General features: G+C 72.0%; 20 protein-coding genes. 18 read left to right on the forward strand and 2 right to left on the reverse strand.

The window, feature by feature from the left end:
- The first annotated feature begins 115 nt into the window (after positions 1-115).
- The 12 genes from TR50_RS29150 to TR50_RS29205 all read left to right on the forward strand — a co-directional run bounded on the left by TR50_RS29150 (position 116) and on the right by TR50_RS29205 (position 8987).
- Positions 116-451, forward strand: a complete 336-nt coding sequence (locus tag TR50_RS29150) for a TcmI family type II polyketide cyclase (protein ID WP_042428669.1) — start codon at positions 116-118, stop codon at positions 449-451.
- Positions 448-888 carry a cupin domain-containing protein gene (locus TR50_RS29155; RefSeq protein ID WP_042428672.1) on the forward strand — a complete coding sequence of 147 codons (441 nt, stop codon included), beginning with the start codon at positions 448-450 and terminating at the stop codon, positions 886-888. The genes TR50_RS29150 and TR50_RS29155 overlap by 4 nt, the downstream gene beginning before the upstream one ends.
- Positions 885-2162: a beta-ketoacyl-[acyl-carrier-protein] synthase family protein gene (locus TR50_RS29160; RefSeq protein ID WP_042428675.1), complete on the forward strand. Its 1278-nt coding sequence runs from the start codon at positions 885-887 to the stop codon at positions 2160-2162. Before TR50_RS29155 ends, TR50_RS29160 begins: the two co-directional genes overlap by 4 nt.
- A gap of 2 nt (positions 2163-2164) precedes the next feature.
- Entirely contained in the window at positions 2165-3400 is a 1236-nt protein-coding gene (locus TR50_RS29165) for a ketosynthase chain-length factor (RefSeq protein WP_201776891.1), read from the forward strand.
- A gap of 39 nt (positions 3401-3439) precedes the next feature.
- Positions 3440-3904, forward strand: a complete 465-nt coding sequence (locus TR50_RS29170; RefSeq protein WP_042428678.1) for an SRPBCC family protein — start codon at positions 3440-3442, stop codon at positions 3902-3904.
- Positions 3905-3940: 36 nt separating this feature from the next.
- A complete protein-coding gene (locus TR50_RS29175; RefSeq protein ID WP_042428682.1) occupies positions 3941-4405 on the forward strand; it encodes an anthrone oxygenase family protein in 465 nt (154 codons plus the stop codon).
- Between the two features lie 40 nt (positions 4406-4445).
- Positions 4446-5198, forward strand: coding sequence for an SDR family NAD(P)-dependent oxidoreductase (locus TR50_RS29180; RefSeq protein ID WP_042428685.1), 753 nt, complete (start codon positions 4446-4448; stop codon positions 5196-5198).
- Complete coding sequence (locus TR50_RS29185) at positions 5198-5533, forward strand: antibiotic biosynthesis monooxygenase family protein (RefSeq protein WP_042428688.1); 336 nt, start codon at positions 5198-5200, stop codon at positions 5531-5533. The genes TR50_RS29180 and TR50_RS29185 overlap by 1 nt, the downstream gene beginning before the upstream one ends.
- Positions 5523-5867, forward strand: a complete 345-nt coding sequence (locus TR50_RS29190) for an antibiotic biosynthesis monooxygenase family protein (RefSeq protein WP_042428691.1) — start codon at positions 5523-5525, stop codon at positions 5865-5867. The genes TR50_RS29185 and TR50_RS29190 overlap by 11 nt, the downstream gene beginning before the upstream one ends.
- A gap of 16 nt (positions 5868-5883) precedes the next feature.
- Entirely contained in the window at positions 5884-7302 is a 1419-nt protein-coding gene (locus TR50_RS29195) for an NAD(P)/FAD-dependent oxidoreductase (RefSeq protein WP_042428695.1), read from the forward strand.
- Positions 7299-8030 carry an SDR family NAD(P)-dependent oxidoreductase gene (locus tag TR50_RS29200; protein WP_042428698.1) on the forward strand — a complete coding sequence of 244 codons (732 nt, stop codon included), beginning with the start codon at positions 7299-7301 and terminating at the stop codon, positions 8028-8030. The genes TR50_RS29195 and TR50_RS29200 overlap by 4 nt, the downstream gene beginning before the upstream one ends.
- Before the next feature lie 108 nt (positions 8031-8138).
- The gene (locus TR50_RS29205) at positions 8139-8987 is read left to right on the forward strand and encodes an LLM class flavin-dependent oxidoreductase (RefSeq protein ID WP_042428701.1); all 849 of its coding nucleotides are present in this window, start codon (positions 8139-8141) and stop codon (positions 8985-8987) included.
- 56 nt (positions 8988-9043) lie between these two features.
- Here TR50_RS29205 and TR50_RS29210 read toward each other — a convergent pair whose 3' ends face one another.
- Complete coding sequence (locus TR50_RS29210; RefSeq protein WP_042428704.1) at positions 9044-10300, reverse strand: cation:proton antiporter domain-containing protein; 1257 nt, start codon at positions 10298-10300, stop codon at positions 9044-9046.
- Positions 10301-10320: 20 nt separating this feature from the next.
- A complete protein-coding gene (locus TR50_RS29215) occupies positions 10321-11946 on the reverse strand; it encodes an FAD-dependent monooxygenase (protein ID WP_042428706.1) in 1626 nt (541 codons plus the stop codon).
- A gap of 177 nt (positions 11947-12123) precedes the next feature.
- Here TR50_RS29215 and TR50_RS29220 point away from each other — a divergent pair, with 177 nt between their 5' ends.
- The 6 genes from TR50_RS29220 to TR50_RS29245 form a co-directional block, all read left to right on the forward strand.
- Positions 12124-13140: a methyltransferase gene (locus TR50_RS29220; RefSeq protein WP_042428709.1), complete on the forward strand. Its 1017-nt coding sequence runs from the start codon at positions 12124-12126 to the stop codon at positions 13138-13140.
- Complete coding sequence (locus TR50_RS29225; RefSeq protein WP_042428713.1) at positions 13140-13469, forward strand: antibiotic biosynthesis monooxygenase family protein; 330 nt, start codon at positions 13140-13142, stop codon at positions 13467-13469. Before TR50_RS29220 ends, TR50_RS29225 begins: the two co-directional genes overlap by 1 nt.
- Positions 13466-14329, forward strand: coding sequence for an NAD(P)-dependent oxidoreductase (locus TR50_RS29230; RefSeq protein WP_084701157.1), 864 nt, complete (start codon positions 13466-13468; stop codon positions 14327-14329). The genes TR50_RS29225 and TR50_RS29230 overlap by 4 nt, the downstream gene beginning before the upstream one ends.
- A gap of 225 nt (positions 14330-14554) precedes the next feature.
- Complete coding sequence (metK, locus tag TR50_RS29235; protein ID WP_042428716.1) at positions 14555-15772, forward strand: methionine adenosyltransferase; 1218 nt, start codon at positions 14555-14557, stop codon at positions 15770-15772.
- Between the two features lie 6 nt (positions 15773-15778).
- Positions 15779-16762: a carbohydrate kinase family protein gene (locus TR50_RS29240; RefSeq protein WP_042428721.1), complete on the forward strand. Its 984-nt coding sequence runs from the start codon at positions 15779-15781 to the stop codon at positions 16760-16762.
- The coding region (locus TR50_RS29245; RefSeq protein WP_042428724.1) for a homocysteine S-methyltransferase family protein at positions 16759-18248 on the forward strand (1490 nt) is incomplete at its 3' end. The genes TR50_RS29240 and TR50_RS29245, both read left to right, overlap by 4 nt.

Consider the following 18248-nt stretch of genomic DNA (forward strand, 5'->3'; position numbering starts at 1 on the left):
CGAGGGCGGCTGGTCCGCCGACCGTGCAGCCCATGTCGAGCGCCACTCGAGGGAGGCGGAGGAGTGTTCGGACCGCTGCTGTGAAGCAAGTCATCGACCCGCAGAGGAGGCGGCGGTGCACCGGACACTGATCGTGGCACGGATGGACCCGAGGAACGCTGAGCCTGTCGCGAAGCTGTTCGAGGAGTCGGACGGGACGGATCTGCCGCACCTGATCGGCGTGTCCCGCCGCACGCTCTTCAACTTCCACAACCTGTACTTCCACCTCGTCGAGGCGGACCAGGACATCTCCCCGAACCTCTACAAGGCCCGCAGCCACCCGCTGTACGAGCGGATCAACACCGGTCTGACCGAGTGGATCTCGCCGTACGACCCGAACTGGCAGGAGCCGAAGGACGCCATGGCGTCCCCGTTCTACGTGTGGACCAGCGAGCAGGGGAGGATCCAGTGACCACGCCCGTCAACGACCCGAGCATCCTTCGCGTCAACGTCTCCGACGCCACGCCCAACCGCAAGCGCGGCGGTGACATCCGGGTCACCCTGAGCCCCGTCACCGTCGGCTGCGGCTCCGGCTTCGGCGGTGTGCTGCACCTGGAGGCCGGCGAGTACATCACCCGCCACTACCACCCGTACTCCGAGGAGTTCCTGCACGTCGTCCAGGGCCAGCTGGAGCTGACCCTGGACGGCAAGCCGCTCGAACTCGGCCCGGAGGACTCGGTGCTGATCCCGATCGGCGTCGACCACCGGCTGGTCAACGTCGGCAAGGTGCGGGCCACCGCCGTCTTCCACCTGTCGCCGCTGGCGCCCCGCCCCGAGCTGGGCCACGTGGACACCGAGGACGTCGTCGACGCGGGCGCGCCGCAGCCGCAGGTGGGCGATGCCCCATGACCCGTCGTGCCGTCATCACCGGCATAGGGGTGGTCGCTCCCGGCGGACCCGACCGGGAGGCCTTCTGGGACCTGCTGTCCGCCGGGCGCACCGCGACCCGGCGGATCTCCCTCTTCGACCCCACCCCGTTCCGTTCCCAGGTGGCCGCCGAGGTCGACTTCGACCCGGCGGCCCGGGGGCTGACGGACGCCCAGATCCTGCGCATGGACCGGGCCGCGCAGTTCGCCGTCGTCGGCGCGCGTGAGGCCGTCGAGGACAGCGGCATCGAGCTGGACGCCGTCGAACCCGAGCGGATCGCGGTCAGCATCGGCAGCGCCGTGGGCTGCACCATGGGCCTGGAGCAGGAGTACGTCACCCTGAGCGACGGCGGCCGCAACTGGCTCGTCGACCACACCAAGGGCGTGCCGCACCTGTACGGCTACATGGTGCCGAGCACCCTGGCCGTCGAGGTGGCCAGGGACGCGGGCGCGGAGGGGCCGGTCGCGCTGATCTCGACCGGCTGCACCTCCGGGCTCGACTCCATCGGCCACGCCATGCAGCTGATCGAGGAGGGTTCGGCCGACGTCGTGCTCGCGGGCGCGACCGACGCGCCGCTCTCCCCGATCACCTCCGCCTGTTTCGACGCGATCAAGGCCACCACCCCGGACAACCACCGTCCCGAGTCGGCGTCGCGGCCCTTCGACCGGGACCGCTCCGGCTTCGTGCTGGCCGAGGGCTCGGCGGTGCTGGTGCTGGAGGAGAAGAGCGCGGCCGAGGCGCGCGGCGCGCACATCTACGCCGAGCTGGTCGGCTTCGCCGGCCGCAGCAACGCCTTCCACATGACGGGCCTGAAGGCCGACGGCCGGGAGATGGCCGAGGCCATCACCCGGGCGCTGGCCCAGGCGAAGCTGGACCCGACCGCCGTCGGCTACATCAACGCGCACGGCTCCGGCACCAAGCAGAACGACCGTCACGAGACGGCGGCCTTCAAGCGCAGCCTGGGCGACCACGCCTACCGGACGCCGGTCAGCTCCATCAAGTCGATGGTCGGCCACTCGCTCGGCGCGATCGGCTCGATCGAGGTCGCCGCCAGCGCGCTGGCCCTGGAACACCAGGTGGTGCCGCCCACGGCCAACCTGGAGGTCGCCGACGCCGAGTGCGATCTGGACTACGTCCCCAAGACCGCGCGCGAGCACCGCATGGACGTGGTGCTGAGCGTCGGCAGCGGATTCGGCGGATTCCAGAGCGCGATGCTGCTCGCCCGACCGGGCGTCGTCGCCTACGAGAGGAGCTGAGCGTGTCCGCATCAGCAGACGACGCCCCGCTGATCACCGGTATCGGCGTGGTCGCGCCGACCGGGCTGGGCACCGCCGATCACTGGGCCGCGGTCCTCGCGGGCAAGTCCGGCATCGGCCCGATCAGCCGCTTCGACCCGGCGACCTACCCGGTCCGCTACGCGGGCGAGGTGCCCGGCTTCGACACCGCGGCGCAGGTGCCCAGCCGGCTGGTCACCCAGACCGACCGGTGGACCCACCTGGCGCTCGCGGCGACCGCCGACGCGCTGGAGGACGCGGCCGTCGATCCCAAGCAACTGCCGGAGTTCGAGATGGCCGTGGTCACCTCGTCCTCCTCGGGCGGCACCGAGTTCGGCCAGCACGAGATGGAGAACCTGTACCAGCACGACCCGTCCTGGGTGGGCGCCTACCAGTCGATCGCCTGGTTCTACGCGGCCACCACCGGCCAGGTCTCCATCCGGCACGGCATGCGCGGCCCCTGCGGCGTGATCTGCTGCGAGCAGGCCGGCGGCCTGGACGCGGTAGGGCAGAGCAGAAGGCTGCTGCGCCGCGACGCTCGTCTGGTCGTGACCGGCGGCACCGACTCCTCGCTCTGTCCCTACGGGGTGACCGCGCAGCTCAGCTCCGAGGGACTGTCCACGGTGGACGACCCGCTCCGGGCCTACCTGCCCTTCTCCGCGGACGCCTCCGGCTTCCTGCCGGGGGAGGGCGGCGCGATCCTGATCACGGAGCGCCCCGACGCCCTCGCCGAGCGCGGCGGCGGCCGCGCCTACGCCCGGGTGCTCGGCTACGCGGCCGGCTTCGACCCGGCGCCGGGCGGTGACCGCCCGCCGGTGCTCACCCGCACGATCGAGCGGGCCCTCGCGGACGCGGGGCTGCGCCCGCAGGAGGTCGACGTGGTCTTCGCCGACGCCTCCGGCGTGCCGCAGGCCGACGCGGAGGAGGCGGCGGCGCTGCGCGCGCTGTTCGGCGCGTACGGCGTCCCGGTCACCGCGCCGAAGACGCTGACGGGCCGCCTCTACGGCGGCGGCGCCCCGCTGGACGTCGCCACCGCCGCGCTGGCGCTGCACCACCAGGTCATCCCGCACACCCCGGGCGTGCCGTCGGCGCGGCCCGAGTTCGGGCTCGACCTGGTGCTGGACGGGCCCCGTCCGGCCGCCCTGCGCACCGCCCTGATCGTGGCCCGCGGCTACGGCGGCTTCAACGCGGCCCTGGTCCTCGGCGCCGTCCCGCACTGATCCCACGACGTTCGCACAGGTTCGGAAGGAGCCCCGTCCATGGCCGGACACACCGACAACGAGATCACCATCGAGGCGCCGATGGAGCTCGTCTGGGAGCGCACCAACGATCTCGCCTCCTGGCCGCAGCTGTTCAGCGAGTACGCCTCCGTCGACGTCATCGAGCGGAACGGCGCCACCGTCCGGTTCCGGCTGACGATGCACCCCGACGAGGACGGCACCGTCTGGAGCTGGGTCTCCGAGCGCACGCCCGACCCGGAGACCCGCACCGTCACCGCGCACCGCGTGGAGACCGGCCCGTTCGAGTTCATGGACATCCGGTGGGAGTACCGCGAGGCGGAGGACGGCTCCGGCGTGGTCATGCGCTGGATCCAGGACTTCCACATGAAGCCCGCCGCTCCGGTCGACGACGCCGGGATGACCGCGCACCTGAACCGCAACACGGCCGTCCAGATGAAGCTCATCAAGGAGAAGGTCGAGGCGGCGGCCGTCGCCGCGCGCTGAGGCGATCCCACCGACCGACGCCAGAAGGGAGCCGATGTGCTCGCCCTGCTCGCACCCGTGGTGCTGCTGCTCAACGGCCTCGCCGCCGGCGTAATGCTCGGCACCCTGCTCGGCGGCTGGCCGCTGCTGGCCGCACTGCCCGCGGACCGCTACGTCGAGGCGTACGCGTTCCTCGCCACCCGCTACGACCCGGCCATGCCGATCTGCCTGCTCGGGACCCTGGCCGGGGACGTCACGCTGGCGTCGCTCTCCTCGGTGGGCAGCCACCCCGCCGCCCGTGCGCTCTTCCTGGTCGCGGCGGCGCTGGCGGTGACCACGGTCGCCATCTCGGTGAGCAAGAACGTGCCCACCAACCGGTGGATCCAGTCCGTCGACCCGGACGCCCCGCCCGCGGACCTGCCCGCCAAGAAGGCCGCCTGGGGCGTCTGGAACCGGCGCCGCAGCCTGGTCGCCATCGCCGCCCTGCTCGTCAACTGCGCCGCCCTGTCAGCCCTGCTGTAAAGCCACCGCTCGGAACCGATCACCCAAGGAACGAGGAGTCATGGATCTCGGCCTCACCGGTAAGAAGGCACTGGTCACCGGCGGGACCCGGGGCGTCGGGCGCGGCATCGTGCTGGCGCTCGCCCGGGCCGGAGTGGACGTCGTCACCTGCTACCAGCAGCCCGGTGAGGCCGTCACCGCGCTGGAGCGGGACCTGAAGGAGATCGGCGGCGACCACCTGGTGGTCCAGGCCGACGTCTCCGACCCGGCCCAGGTGGCCGCGCTGGTCGAGCACGCGCGGGCCAAGTTCGGCCGGCTCGACCTGGTCGTCAACAACGCCGGCGCGATCAGCCACATCCCCTACGCCGAGCTGCCCCTCGAGGAGTTCCAGCGGGTCTTCGCGGTCAACGTCACCGGCGCGCACCTGGTCATCCAGAACGCGCTGCCGCTGCTGGACGCCGGGTCCTCGGTGGTCAGCATCGGCTCCAAGGCGGTCGACGCGGGCATCCCGCTGCGCTCCCACTACACCGCCACCAAGGCGGCGCTGGCCGGCCTGAACCGGTCGCTGGCCAAGGAGTTCGGCAGCAAGGGCATCCGGTTCAACGTGGTCGCGCTCGGCGTCGTCGAGACGGAGAACCTCTACAAGATGCCCGAGGAGCAGCGCGCGCTGATGGTCGAGCGCTACTCGGCGAAGACCGCGCTGGGCCGCCTGGGCCTGCCCGAGGAGGTCGCCGGCGCGATCCTGTGGCTGGCGAGCGACCTCTCCCGCTACGTCACCGGCTCCACCGTCTCGGTCGACGGGGGCATCTCCTGATGGCGGCCCAGAGCGCCGAGACCTTCCGCGTCCTGCTCTCCATGAAGATCAAGGAGGGCCAGGCCGCCGCGTTCGAGCAGGAGTGGCTCTCCGGGACGGACGCCGTCACCGGCCACCGGGCCAACCTGGGCCAGTGGCTGGGCCGCAGCAGCACCGACCCGGACACCTACTTCATCGTCAGCGACTGGGTCGACGAGGCCGGGTTCAAGGACTTCGAGGACAGCGGCGCCCACGTCGAGCACCGCGAGCGCCTGCACGCCTACCGGGCCGACGCCACCTTCGCCACGATGCGGGTGGTCCACCACATCGAGGGAGCGGCGACCCGTGTCGGGTGAGGTCCGGGTGATGGTCCACCAGCGGGCCAGGGACGCCGCCGAACTGGCCGCCGTCGAGGCGGCCTACCAGCTGGTCTCCGCCCGCATGGCGGGCGTCCCCGGGCTGCTCGGCAACGAGCTGCTGCGCTCCTCCACCGACCCGACCAGCCTGGTCGTCGCCAGCCGCTGGGCCGACCGGGCCGCGTTCGAGGCGTGGGAGCGCGGCGCGGAGCACCGCCAGGACACCGCGCCGCTGCGCGCCTACCGCGACGACCGGCTCGCGGTCCCGTTCGGCATCTACGAGGTCGCCTCGGCGTGGGACGCCCAGGGTCCCGTCCCGCAGACCACTCCCTGAAAGGATGGAGAGATCCATGCGCGAACACACCCAGATCCTCGTCGTGGGGGGCGGCCCGGCCGGCTCCACCGCCGCGGGGCTGCTGGCCAAGCAGGGTTTCGAGGTCACCCTGCTGGAACGGGACCGATTCCCGCGCTACCACATCGGCGAGTCGATCCTGCCCTCCTGCCGTCCCATCTTCGAGCTGCTCGGCGTCTGGGAGAAGATCGAGGCCCACGGCTTCCAGCCCAAGGGCGGCGCCTTCTTCTTCTGGGGAGAGGAGGAGTGGGAGGTCCGCTTCAGCGACATGGGCGACGCCACCAACGCCTGGCAGGTGCGCCGCGCCGAGTTCGACAAGATCCTCCTCGACCACGCCCGTGAGCTGGGCGTCGAGGTGCTCGAGGAGACCGGCGTCAGCGAGATCGAGTTCGCGGGCGGACGCCCGGTCGCGGCCCGCTGGCAGGACGCCACGGACGAGGCGAAGAAGGGCCGGATCACCTTCGACTACGTGGTCGACGCCTCCGGCCGCAACGGCGTGCTGGCGGCCCGTCAGTTCAACAGCCGCAAGTTCCACGACATCTTCAAGAACATGGCCGCCTGGACCTACTGGAAGAACGCCAAGCCGCTGCCCAAGGGCCCCGAGGGCGCGATCGGCGTCGCCTCGATGCCCAACGGCTGGTTCTGGATCATCCCGATGGGCCAGGGCGTCACCAGCGTCGGCCTGGTCACCGGCCGCGACCACTTCCTGGCCCGCAAGGCCGAGCTGGGCGGCGTCGAGCAGGTCTACTCGGCGGCCGTGGCCGACCAGCCGATCGTCAAGGACATCCTCGACGGCGCCGAGCAGACGGCCGACTTCAAGGTCGAGGCGGACTACTCCTACGCCGCCGAGTCCTTCTGCGGCCCCGGCTACCTGCTCTCCGGCGACGCGGCCTGCTTCCTGGACCCGCTGCTGTCCACCGGCGTCCACCTGGCCACCTACAGCGGCATGCTGGCCGCCGCCTCGATCGGCTCGACGCTGCGCGGCGAGGCGACCGAGGAGGAGGCCTGGGCCTTCTACCAGAAGGTCTACCGGCACGCCTACGAGCGGCTGCTGGTCCTGGTCTCGGTCTTCTACGAGAGCTACCGCGGCAAGGACTACCACTTCTACAACGCGCAGAAGCTGAGCAGCGAGCAGCGCGACGAGCTGGACCTGCAGGCCGCGTTCGACCGCATCATCACCGGCATCGAGGACCTCAACGACGCGCAGGACGTCTATGCGGCGGTGCACGGCCACCTCAACGGCGCGGAGAGCGGCGACCCGATCCCGCTGAACAACCTCAACCGGGTGCACGAGCAGAAGCAGGCCCCGCTGAACGAGGAGCAGGCCGTGGCCGGCCTGTACCTGTCGTTCTTCCCGCAGCTGGGTCTCAAGCGTGCCGGCGAGAACGGCGCCGCGCAGAAGGAGGCCGGGGCATGAGCGTCAACGGCAAGCGCGTCCTGGTGACCGGCGGCACCCGCGGCATCGGCCGGGCCACGGCCCTGGCCTTCGCCCGCGCGGGCGCCAAGGTCGCGGTGGTCTCCCGCGGCGGCGGGGAGGAGGCGACCTCGCTCGCCAAGGAGCTCGACGAGATCGGCCCCGGACACGTCCTGCTCCAGGCGGACGTGACCGACTCAGGCCAGGTCGCCGCGCTGGCCGAGCGCGTCGGCGAGGTCTTCGGCGAGCTGGACGCCGTCGTCAACAACGTCGGTGTGGACAGCCAGTTCTGGTTCGGGGACCTGCGCGAGGACGAGTGGCACCGCGTCATGGACGCCAACGTCACCTCGGTCTTCCTGGTCACCCAGGCGCTGCTGCCCAAGACCGTCGACGGCGGCTCGGTCGTCATCATCGGCTCCTCGGCCGGGCTGCGCGGCCGGGCGCGCGGAGTCCACTACACCGCGTCGAAGGCGGCGCTGGTCGGCTTCACCCGGGCCCTGTGCAAGGAGGCCGGCGAGCGCCGCATCCGCGTCAACACCGTGGCGCCGGGCCTGACCGAGACGGAGCCCGGCGCGGGCCTGCCGCCGGAGGCGGTGGAGCGCATCGTCGGGATGACGGCGCTCGGCCGCATCTGCACCCCGGAGGACGTGGCCGGGGCGGTGCTCTTCCTCGCCGGCGACGACTCCCGCTACATCACGGGCCAGACCCTCAACGTCGACGGCGGCGTCTGACGCCCCTGGGCCCGTGCCCGTTCCGGCGGCCCCGGTCTCCCCTCCCGGGAGCCCGGGGCCGCCTCCCGTTCCCCTGCTTCCCGCCAACCCCCCAGCTACGGAGCTGCCATGGACATCGGCGTCGGTCTGCCCACCACCGTTCCCGACCGTGACATCACGCGCCTGCCGGCCTGGGCCGCGCACGCCGAGTCGCTCGGGTTCAGCACCCTGTCCACCCTGGACCGGCTCGTCTACGACAACGACGAGTCGCTGATCGCGCTCGCGGCCGCCGCGGCCGCCACCTCACGGATCCGCCTGGCCACCACGATCCTCATCGCCCCCTACCGCCGCGACACCGCCGTGCTGGCGAAGCAGGCGGCCACCCTGGACGCCCTCTCCGGCGGGCGGCTGCGCCTGGGCCTGGCGGCGGGCGGTCGGGAGGACGACTACGCCGCCACCGGCGCCAGCTACGGGGACCGGGGCCGCCGCCTGGACGCCATCATCGAGGAGCTGCGCGGCCACTGGGCGGACTCCTCGCCCATCGGCCCGAGGCCGGTCACCCCGGGCGGGCCCCGGCTGATCGTCGGCGGCCACTCGCCGGCGGCGATGCGCCGTGCCGCCCGGCACGCCGAGGGCTGGATCGCGGGCGGCTCCTCCGTCGCCGGCTTCGCCGCGCTCGCCGAGCAGGCCCGCACCGTCTTCGCGGAGGCGGGCCGCCCCGACAGGCCGCGCACCCTGTCGCTCGCCTACGTCTCCCTCGGCCCCGACGGGCAGCAGACGGCCGAGAACTACCTGCGCCGCTACTACGCCTTCATCGGCCCGAAGGCGGAGCGCGCCGCCGCCGGTGTGCTCACCACCCCGGAGGCGGTGCGCGCCACCGTCGACGACTACGGCGCGGCCGGCTGCGACGAACTGCTCTTCTTCCCCTGCACCGGCGACCCCAAGCACCTCGACCTGCTGGCCGAGGCCGCGCTCTGATCGCATGCACGAAGGAGGGCCGGGGCTCTGGGCCCCGGCCCTCCTCGCGGGTCCGGTCAGCCGACGGGCTCGACGACCGGTGCCGCAGCGCCGAAGACCAGCTCCGGCTGCGGCTCGCTGCCGCGCAGCAACCGGATCAGCGGGCCCGTCATGAATGTCGTGACCAGCGCCATGACCACCATGAGGGAGTACAGCCCGGTGTCCAGCACACCGAGTTGGAGCCCGACGGTGAGGATCACCAGCTCGGTCAGGCCGCGGGTGTTCATCAGCGTGGCCATCACCGCCGAGTCGCGGCCGCCCAGACCCAGCAGCCGGGCCCCGGAGAAGGCCCCGACGAACTTGCCGCCCACCGCGACGAGCAGGATCAGTCCGAGCTCGCCCAGGTCGTCCCCGTTCAGCTTGGACAGGTCCACCTTCAGCCCGGCGATCACGAAGAACACCGGCAGCAGGAAGACTGTCCCCACCGTGCCGAGGCTGTCGCGCAGCCCCTCGCGGAGCCCGGCAGGGCCGACCCGCGGCATCGCCAGGCCGAAGACGAAGGCGCCGAAGATGAAGTCCACGTGCATCCACTCCACCGCGGCGCACGAGAGCATCAGTCCGGTGGCCACGGCGGCCAGCAGCGCGGGCGTGAGACCCGCCTGGTTCTCACGGGCGGTGAACAGCCGCTGGAACAACGGCCGGACGACCCAGGCCATCAGCGCCAGATAGACCGGCGCCAGCATGACCCGCCACTGGAGACCGCCCCCGGCGACCGTGGTCACCACCGCGAGCATGCCCCAGGCCAGCAGGTCGCCGACCCCGGCCGCCGCCAGCGCCAGCCCGCCCAGTTCGGTGTGCTGCATCCGCCGGTCGGCCAGGATCCGCGCCAGCACGGGGAACGCCGTCACGGACATGGCCGCGCCGATGAACAGCACGAAGCCGGTGTGCGAGTGGCCGATCTGGTGCCGGTGGGCCAACTGGAAGGCCAGCACCGCGCCGAGGCCGAAGGGCAGCAGCATGGAGCCCAGGGACACCCCGGCCGCCACCTTGGCGCGGCCGCGCACCAGCGCCGCGTCAAGGTCGTAGCCGATGACGAACATGAAGAGGACGAGCCCCAGATCGGCCAGCGAGGTGAGGAACGGGCGCACGTCCATGGGGAAGAGCGCCCGGGTCACCGCGCCGCCGAAGAGCGTGGGGCCGAGCAGGACGCCGGCCAGGATCTCGCCGAGCACCGGGGGCTGGCCAATGGCCCGCGCCCCGGCGCCCAGCAACCGAGCCAGCACCAGGATCACCGCGATGCCCAGGAAGAGCATCGCCGCCTGATGGTCGGTCATATCAGCTGTGCTCCTTGCCCTCAGCCCTGCGTCGTCACGGGCTCCAAGCCCGCCGCGGCGGCCAGGACCTTGCCCAGCACGTCCTTCGGCTCGCCCTCGTCGGTGGCGCCGCGCCAGGCGATGAAGGCGTCCGGACGCACCAGCGCCGCGCCGCCCTCCGGGATGCCCCAGACGTCGGTCCAGCTGCGGTCCTGCTCGGCCGGGACCAGGTCGGTGCCGACCAGGTACGTCTTGAGCGGGACGCCCAGCTCGGCCGCCGCCTTGACCGCCGCGTCCGCCCACGCCTGACCGGCCTCGCCGGCCGGAGCGAGCAGCACGTAGTGGTCCCAGAACAGGTCGACGGTGGAGATCCGCTCGCCGTCCCGGTCCAGCCAGTAGTGCGGGGCACGGGTGCCCGGCTCGCCGGTCAGGGCCAGCTCCTGGGTCAGCGTCGGCGTGTCCATCGGGGCCGCGATGCCGGTGGAGCGGTAGCGGTAGCCGAGGGTGATGATGATGTCGTCCACCATCGCCTTCTTGTCCTCGTCCGTCGCGTAGCCGTGCCGGATCCGGTTGCGCACCAGCGCCTGCGAGGCCATCGCCGAACCGACGCGGTGACGCTCGGCGTGGTAGGTGTCCAGCAGCTGGTCACCCGCCCATCCGCTGATCACGCCCGCCAGCTTCCACGCCAGGTTGTGGGCGTCGTGGATGCCGGTGTTGGCGCCGAAGCCGCCCGCCGGCGGGTGGACGTGGGCGGCGTCGCCCGCGAGGAACACCCGGCCGGTGCGGAACCGCTCCGCGACCAGCTGCGCGCCCTCCCACGGGATCTTCGCGACGATCTCCACGTCGATGTCCTTGCCAGCGGCGCGCTGGACGATGCCGACGCAGCGCTCGTCGGTGAAGTCCTCCGGCTTCTCGCCCTGGTCCGGGTGGTAGATGGGCGCGGCCAGCCACGGGTTGATCCCGTGCAGCCGGGACAGGCCCATCAGGGTGCCACCCGCGGAGGCGTAGCACAGGATGAACTTCCGGCCCTTGAGCAGGACCTCGAGTTCGGGCGCCTGGAAGTAGATGCTGAGCGCGTGGAAGACGGTGCCCCGCCCCTCACGCTCGACGCCCAGCGTGCGGCGCACCTGGCTGCCCGCGCCGTCCGCGCCGACCAGGTAGTCGGCCCGGATGGTGAGCTTCTCGCCGGTGTCCAGGACCTCGGCCGTCGCCGTGACGCCGTCCTCGTCCTGGACGAAGTCCAGCAGCTTGGTGCGGAAGCGCACGTCCGCACCGTTCTCGCGGGCCTTCTCGGCCAGCACCTTCTCGTAGCGGTCCTGGCCGCAGCCCATCACCCGCTCGGGGCTGACCTGCGGCCCGTCGAGCGACGGGCGCTCGAGGAGCACCGCGTCGTCGATGCCCGCGAAGGTCTCGACCTGGATGATGCCGCCCTCGAAGTAGGCGTGCGTGTCGCCCTTCTCCAGCGCGCGGATGTCCTTGCCCAGACCCGCCGCGCGGAACAGTTCCATGGTGCGGGCCTGCAGGCCGGGGGCCCGGGGCAGCAGGGAGGTGCCGTCCCGCTTTTCCAGCACCATCGTGGGCACGCCGTGGCGTCCCAGGAAGAGTGAAGTCGCCAGCCCCACCGGGCCGGCACCGATGACAAGAACCGGGACTCGAACGTCTACCATGCCGTTCCCCTCGTCGACGTGCTGTCGCTGAGCAGGAGTACAGACGGCGGCTCGAGAATGCCTTACGAACCTCTCGGTTCGCGTGCCTCTCGAGGGGCTCCAGCGGTATTCGACGCGCCTTCCATCCGGGGCTGGGAACGTCCCCGCGACCAGCCTCATTGCAGAAGGAGCCTTCCGATGACGAGCACTCCCCTGGACGTCGGCACCGCCGCGGGCATCCTCCGCCTCGGCAACGCCTTCTGCGACGCCAAGGCGTTGCTGACCGCTGTCGAGTTGGACCTGTTCTCGCTGCTGCACAGCACGGGGGGTTCCACCGAGGAGGAGATCCGCACCCAGCTCGGCCTGCACGGTCGCGGCCTGCGCGACTTCCTCGACCTGCTGACCGCCCTGAAGCTGCTCACCCGCACCGACGGCCGCTACGCCAACGCGTCCGGCGCCGACGAGTTCCTGGTGCGCGACAGCGAGCAGTTCGTCGGCGGCTTCCTGCTGCGCTCCAGCCGCAACCTGTACCCGGCCTGGGGCCGGCTCCAGGAGGCGCTGCGCACCGGCGAGGCGCAGTCCGGCAGCCACTTCGACGAGGTCGTGAAGAACCCGGCGATCCTGCGCCAGTTCGTGGGCAGCATGGACGCGTTCACCAACGTGCTGGGCCCGCACGTGATCGAGGCGTTCGACTGGTCCGGCCACAACTCCGTGCTGGACGTGGGCGGCTGCCGCGGCAACCTGTGCGCCCAGATCGTCCGGGCGCAGCCGCACCTGGCCGGTCACGTCTTCGACCTGCCGCAGATGGCCCCGCTCAACGCGGAGCTGCTGGACGACCTCGGCCTGACCGGCAAGGTCGAGTTCCACGGCGGCAGCTTCTTCACCGACCCGCTGCCCGTCACCGCGGACGTGGTCATCCTCGGCCACGTGCTGCACGACTGGAACCCGGAGCAGCGCGAGGCGCTGGTCCACAAGGCGTTCAAGTCGGTCAACCCCGGCGGCGCGCTGGTGATGTACGACCGGATGCTCGACGACGAGGAGAAGCACGTCGAGAACCTGGTGATCAGCCTGGACATGCTGCTGGTCACCGACGGCGGCTCGGAGTACCCCGCCACGGAGGTCGTCGCCTACGCGGAGGCGGCCGGGGCAGCCTCCGTCGAGGTCTCCGAGCTGCACGACTACGACACGATCGTGGTCGCCCGCAAGGCCGCGTGATGACCGCGGTCGACAGCACCACCGGGATCGTGCGGGTGCTGCTGCGGATGGAGGTCCGTCCGGGGACGGAGGCCGAGTTCGAGCGGACCTGGCTCGAGATCGGCCACCGGATCGCCGAGCAGCCGGCCAACCTCGGCCAGCAGCTGGTCCGCAGCACCACCGATGCGCACGTCTACTTCGTCGTCACCGACTGGGCGGACGAGACCTCGTTCCGGACCTTCGAGCTCAGCGCCCCGCACCAGGAGAACCGCGCGGCGCTGAACCGGTTCCGGGTCGCGGGCGAGATGACCGTCACCCGGCTCGTGCACCGGCTGGAGGTGGCCTCGTGAGCGGCAGGCTGGCGTTCGTGGGGCTGGGCAACATGGGCGGCGGCATGGCCGCCCGGCTGCTCGCCCAGGGCTTCGAGCTGACGGTGCACAACCGCACGCCCGAGAAGGCGGCGCCGTTGGCCGCGGGTGGCGCGGTCGTCGCCGACTCGCCGGAGGCGGCGGTGGCGGGCGTCGGCACGGTCCTGATCAGCCTCGCCGACGAGCACGCGGTCGAGGAGGTGCTGTTCGGGCGGATCGTCCCGGCGCTCGCGCCGGGCAGCGTCGTCGTCGACACCTCCACCGTCTCGCCCGGCTACGCGGTCGAGGCCGCGGGCCGCCTCGCCGAGGCGGGCCTGCGCCGCGTCGAGGCCTGCGTCGTCGGCAACCCGCTCCAGGCCCGGGAGGGCCAGCTGCGGGTCTACGTCAGCGGCCCGGAGGCCGACGTCGCCGAGGTTCGGCCGATCCTGGACGCCATCGGCTCCGAGGTGGTCCCGACGGGCCCGTTCGGGACGGCGACGACGGTCAAGCTCATCTTCAACCTGCTGCTGGGCGCGCAGGTCGCCTCCCTGGCGGAGGCGGTCGGCTACGGCGTCACGGCCGGGCTGGACCGCGATCAGCTGCTGCAGGCCGTCGCGGCGAGCGGGTTCAGCTCGGTGGTGATGCGGTTCCGCGCGGAGCTGATGCGCGCCGGGCGCTACCAGCCGGCCTTCTTCCGTTCGGTGCTGATGGAGAAGGACCTCCGCCTGGCGGTGGCCGCGGCCCGCGACAACGGCGTGGACCTCCCGGTCCTGGAGTCCGTCCGCGCGGCGTTCGCCTCCGTGGTGGCGGCGGGCGACGGCGACAAGGACGCGGCGGTGGTCATCGAGCACACCAAGCACTGAGCTTCTGCACTCACCTCCCGTTGCACCGCCTAGGGGCGCGGGGAACTGCGCGACAAGCCACCGGCCTGCGGATGGTCCCCCTGTAACAGGGCCATCCGCATCGGGTGGTTGCTCGCGCAGTTCCTCGCGCCCCTGATCGCTTCCGCGGCTTTGACCCGGTCTTGAGCCGTCCTGCCGATGGTTCTCGCACGATGGTTCAACAGTCACCCAAGACTTGGAGGACCCGTGTCCCGACGACTGTTCACCTCGGAGTCCGTGACCGAAGGTCACCCGGACAAGATCGCCGACCGGATCAGCGACGCGATCCTGGACGCGATCCTCCGTCAGGACCCGTCCTCGCGCGTGGCCGTGGAGACGCTGATCACCACCGGTCAGGTCCACGTCGCGGGCGAGGTGACCACCACCGCCTACGCCGACATCCCGGCGATCGTGCGCGAGGCCGTGCTCGACATCGGCTACGACTCCTCCGCCAAGGGCTTCGACGGCGCCTCCTGCGGCGTCTCGGTGTCCATCGGCTCGCAGTCCCCGGACATCGCGCAGGGCGTCGACAGCGCCTACGAGGCGCGGGTCGAGGGCGACGTCGACGAGCTGGACAAGCAGGGCGCCGGCGACCAGGGCCTGATGTTCGGCTACGCGTGCGACGACACGCCCGAGCTGATGCCGCTGCCGATCTACCTGGCCCACCGCCTCTCGCGCCGGCTCACGGAGGTCCGCAAGAACGGCACCGTCCCGTACCTGCGCCCGGACGGCAAGACGCAGGTCACCATCGAGTACGACGGCGACAAGGCCGTCCGCCTGGACACCGTCGTGGTCTCCTCGCAGCACGCGCCCGACATCGACCTGGACTCCCTCCTCGCGCCCGACATCCGGGAGTTCGTCGTCGAGCCGGAGCTCAACGCGCTGGCCGAGCGCGGCATCGAGCTGGACGCCGACGGCTACCGGCTGCTGGTCAACCCGACCGGTCGCTTCGAGATCGGCGGGCCGATGGGCGACGCCGGCCTGACCGGCCGCAAGATCATCATCGACACCTACGGCGGCATGGCCCGCCACGGCGGCGGCGCCTTCTCCGGCAAGGACCCGTCCAAGGTCGACCGCTCCGCCGCGTACGCGATGCGCTGGGTCGCCAAGAACATCGTCGCGGCCGGTCTGGCCAAGCGCGCCGAGGTCCAGGTCGCCTACGCCATCGGCAAGGCCGAGCCGGTCGGCCTGTTCGTGGAGACCTTCGGCACCGAGACCGTCCCGGTCCTGGCGATCCAGGCCGCCGTCACCAAGGTCTTCGACCTGCGCCCGGCCGCCATCATCCGCGACCTGGACCTGCTCCGCCCGATCTACTCCCAGACCTCCGCCTACGGCCACTTCGGCCGTGAGCTGGCGGACTTCACCTGGGAGAACACCGACCGCGCCGAGAAGCTGCGCGCCGCAGCTGTCGTCCAGAAGGGTTGATCCACCGTGCGGATTCTCGTCACCGGTTCCATCGCGACCGACCACCTCATGGTCTTCCAGGGCAGCTTCAGCGAGCAGCTGATACCCGAGAGCCTTGAGAACGTCTCCCTGTCGTTCCTCGCCGACCGGCTCGAGATCCGCCGTGGCGGCGCGGCCGCGAACATCGCCTTCGGGCTCGGGCGGCTCGGTCTGCGCCCGGTCCTGGTCGGCGCGGCGGGGGAGGACTTCGCCGACTACGCCGACTGGCTGAACGTGCACGGCGTCGACACCGACTCCGTCCGGATCAGCCGCACGCTGCACACGGCCCGGTTCGTCTGCACGACGGACCGGGCGCAGAACCAGATCGCCACGTTCTACCCGGGCGCGATGAGCGAGGCCCGGGAGATCGAGCTGGCGCCGATCGGGCGCCGCGTCGGCGGCATCGACCTGGTCGTGATCTCCCCGAACGACCCCGAGGCGATGCTGCGCCACACCGACGAGTGCCGCAGCCTCGGTCTCGCGTTCGCGGCCGACCCCTCGCAGCAGCTCGCGCTGATGGACGGCGAGTCGGTGCGACGTCTGGTGGACGGGGCGCGCTACCTGTTCACCAACGAGTACGAGGCCGAGCTGCTGCTGTCCAAGACGGGCTGGTCCGAGCCGGAGGTGCTGGCCCGGGTCGGCACCTGGGTCACCACGCTCGCCGCGGACGGGGCCCGGATCAGCCAGGAGAGCGCCGCGCCCGTCCACGTCCCGGCCGTGCCGACCGAGAACGTCGTCGACCCGACCGGCGCGGGCGACGCCTTCCGCTCCGGCTACCTCGCCGGCGTGGTGCGCCGCTGGACGCCGGAGCGCTCGGCGCAGCTGGGCTGCGCGCTGGCCTCGGCCGTGCTGGAGTCGGCCGGCGGCCAGGAGTACGGGCTCAGCGCCGAGCTGCTCCAGGCGAAGATCGACACGGCCCACGGGGGTTCGGTGGCCAGGGACATGGCGCCGCTGCTCGCGGGGGTCCGATGAGCACAGGGACGTCGCTGCGCGAGGCGCTGGCCACCCGGGTCGTGGTCGCGGACGGGGCCATGGGCACGATGCTCCAGGCCCAGGACCCGACGCTGGAGGACTTCCAGGGGTACGAGGGCTGCAACGAGGTCCTGAACGTCTCCCGCCCCGACATCGTGCGCGCCGTCCACGAGGCGTACTTCGCGGTGGGCGTGGACTGCGTCGAGACGAACACCTTCGGCTGCAACGCCGCGGCGCTGGGCGAGTACGAGATCGAGGAGCGGATCGAGGAGCTGGCCGAGGCCGGCGCGCGGTTGGCCCGCGAGGTCGCGGACGGGTTCGCCGCGCGGGACGGCCGCGAGCGCTGGGTGCTCGGCTCGATGGGGCCGGGGACCAAGCTGCCCTCGCTCGGCCACCGGCCGTTCGCCGAGCTGCGCGAGGGCTTCCGCGCCTGCGCGGCCGGGCTGATCGCGGGCGGCGCGGACGCGCTGTTGGTCGAGACGACGCAGGACCTGCTCCAGACCAAGTCCGCCGTCCTCGGGGCCAAGGACGCCCTGCGGGAGGCGGGCGCGGACCTGCCGGTGATCGCGCAGGTGACCATGGAGACGACCGGCACGATGCTGCTGGGCTCCGAGATCGGTGCGGCGCTGACCGCGCTGGAGCCGCTCGGCATCGACCTGATCGGCATGAACTGCGCGACCGGTCCGGCCGAGATGAGCGAGCACCTGCGCTATCTGGCCCGGCACGCCAAGGTGGGCCTGTCCTGCATGCCGAACGCGGGCCTGCCGGTGCTCACCAAGGACGGGGCGCACTTCGACCTGACGCCGCAGCAGCTCGCCGACGCGCACGAGGCCTTCGTGCGCGACTACGGCCTCTCCCTGGTCGGCGGCTGCTGCGGCACCACGCCGGAGCACCTGCGGGCCGTGGTGGACCGGGTCCGGGGGCTGCCCCTGACGCCGCGCACGCCGCAGCCGGAGGCGGCCGCCTCCTCGCTCTACCAGGCCGTCCCGTTCCGCCAGGACCTCGCGTATCTGGCGATCGGTGAGCGGACGAACGCGAACGGGTCGAAGAAGTTCCGCGATTCGATGATCGCGGGCGACTGGCAGGCGTGCGTGGACATCGCGCGCGAGCAGATCCGCGAGGGCGCGCACCTGCTGGACCTGTGCGTGGACTACGTCGGCCGTGACGGCGTGGCGGACATGCGCGAGCTGGCCGGACGCCTGGCCACGACCTCGACGCTGCCGATCGTGCTGGACTCGACCGAGCCGCAGGTGCTGCGCGCGGGCCTGGAGCTGCTGGGCGGCAGGGCGGTGCTGAACTCGGTCAACTTCGAGGACGGCGACGCGGACGACTCGCGTTACGGCCGGATCGCGGCGCTCGCGGCCGAGCACGGCGCCGGGCTGATCGCGCTGACGATCGACGAGGAGGGCCAGGCCCGCACGGCGCAGACGAAGGTCGCCATCGCGGAGCGCCTGATCGAGGACCTGGGCTCCCGGTTCGGGGTCTC

Source organism: Streptacidiphilus anmyonensis, assembly GCF_000787855.1.
GTDB classification, from domain to species: domain Bacteria; phylum Actinomycetota; class Actinomycetes; order Streptomycetales; family Streptomycetaceae; genus Streptacidiphilus; species Streptacidiphilus anmyonensis.

Bases quoted from the DNA above. Each gene is read 5' to 3' on its own strand.
- TR50_RS29160 (WP_042428675.1), top strand. From the start codon at position 885: ATGACCCGTCGTGCCGTCATCACCGGCATAGGGGTGGTCGCTCCCGGC.
- TR50_RS29170 (WP_042428678.1), top strand. From the start codon at position 3,440: ATGGCCGGACACACCGACAACGAGATCACCATCGAGGCGCCGATGGAG.
- TR50_RS29180 (WP_042428685.1), top strand. From the start codon at position 4,446: ATGGATCTCGGCCTCACCGGTAAGAAGGCACTGGTCACCGGCGGGACC.
- TR50_RS29185 (WP_042428688.1), top strand. From the start codon at position 5,198: ATGGCGGCCCAGAGCGCCGAGACCTTCCGCGTCCTGCTCTCCATGAAG.
- TR50_RS29195 (WP_042428695.1), top strand. From the start codon at position 5,884: ATGCGCGAACACACCCAGATCCTCGTCGTGGGGGGCGGCCCGGCCGGC.
- TR50_RS29200 (WP_042428698.1), top strand. From the start codon at position 7,299: ATGAGCGTCAACGGCAAGCGCGTCCTGGTGACCGGCGGCACCCGCGGC.
- TR50_RS29205 (WP_042428701.1), top strand. From the start codon at position 8,139: ATGGACATCGGCGTCGGTCTGCCCACCACCGTTCCCGACCGTGACATC.
- TR50_RS29210 (WP_042428704.1), bottom strand. From the start codon at position 10,300: ATGACCGACCATCAGGCGGCGATGCTCTTCCTGGGCATCGCGGTGATC.
- TR50_RS29215 (WP_042428706.1), bottom strand. From the start codon at position 11,946: ATGGTAGACGTTCGAGTCCCGGTTCTTGTCATCGGTGCCGGCCCGGTG.
- TR50_RS29220 (WP_042428709.1), top strand. From the start codon at position 12,124: ATGACGAGCACTCCCCTGGACGTCGGCACCGCCGCGGGCATCCTCCGC.
- TR50_RS29225 (WP_042428713.1), top strand. From the start codon at position 13,140: ATGACCGCGGTCGACAGCACCACCGGGATCGTGCGGGTGCTGCTGCGG.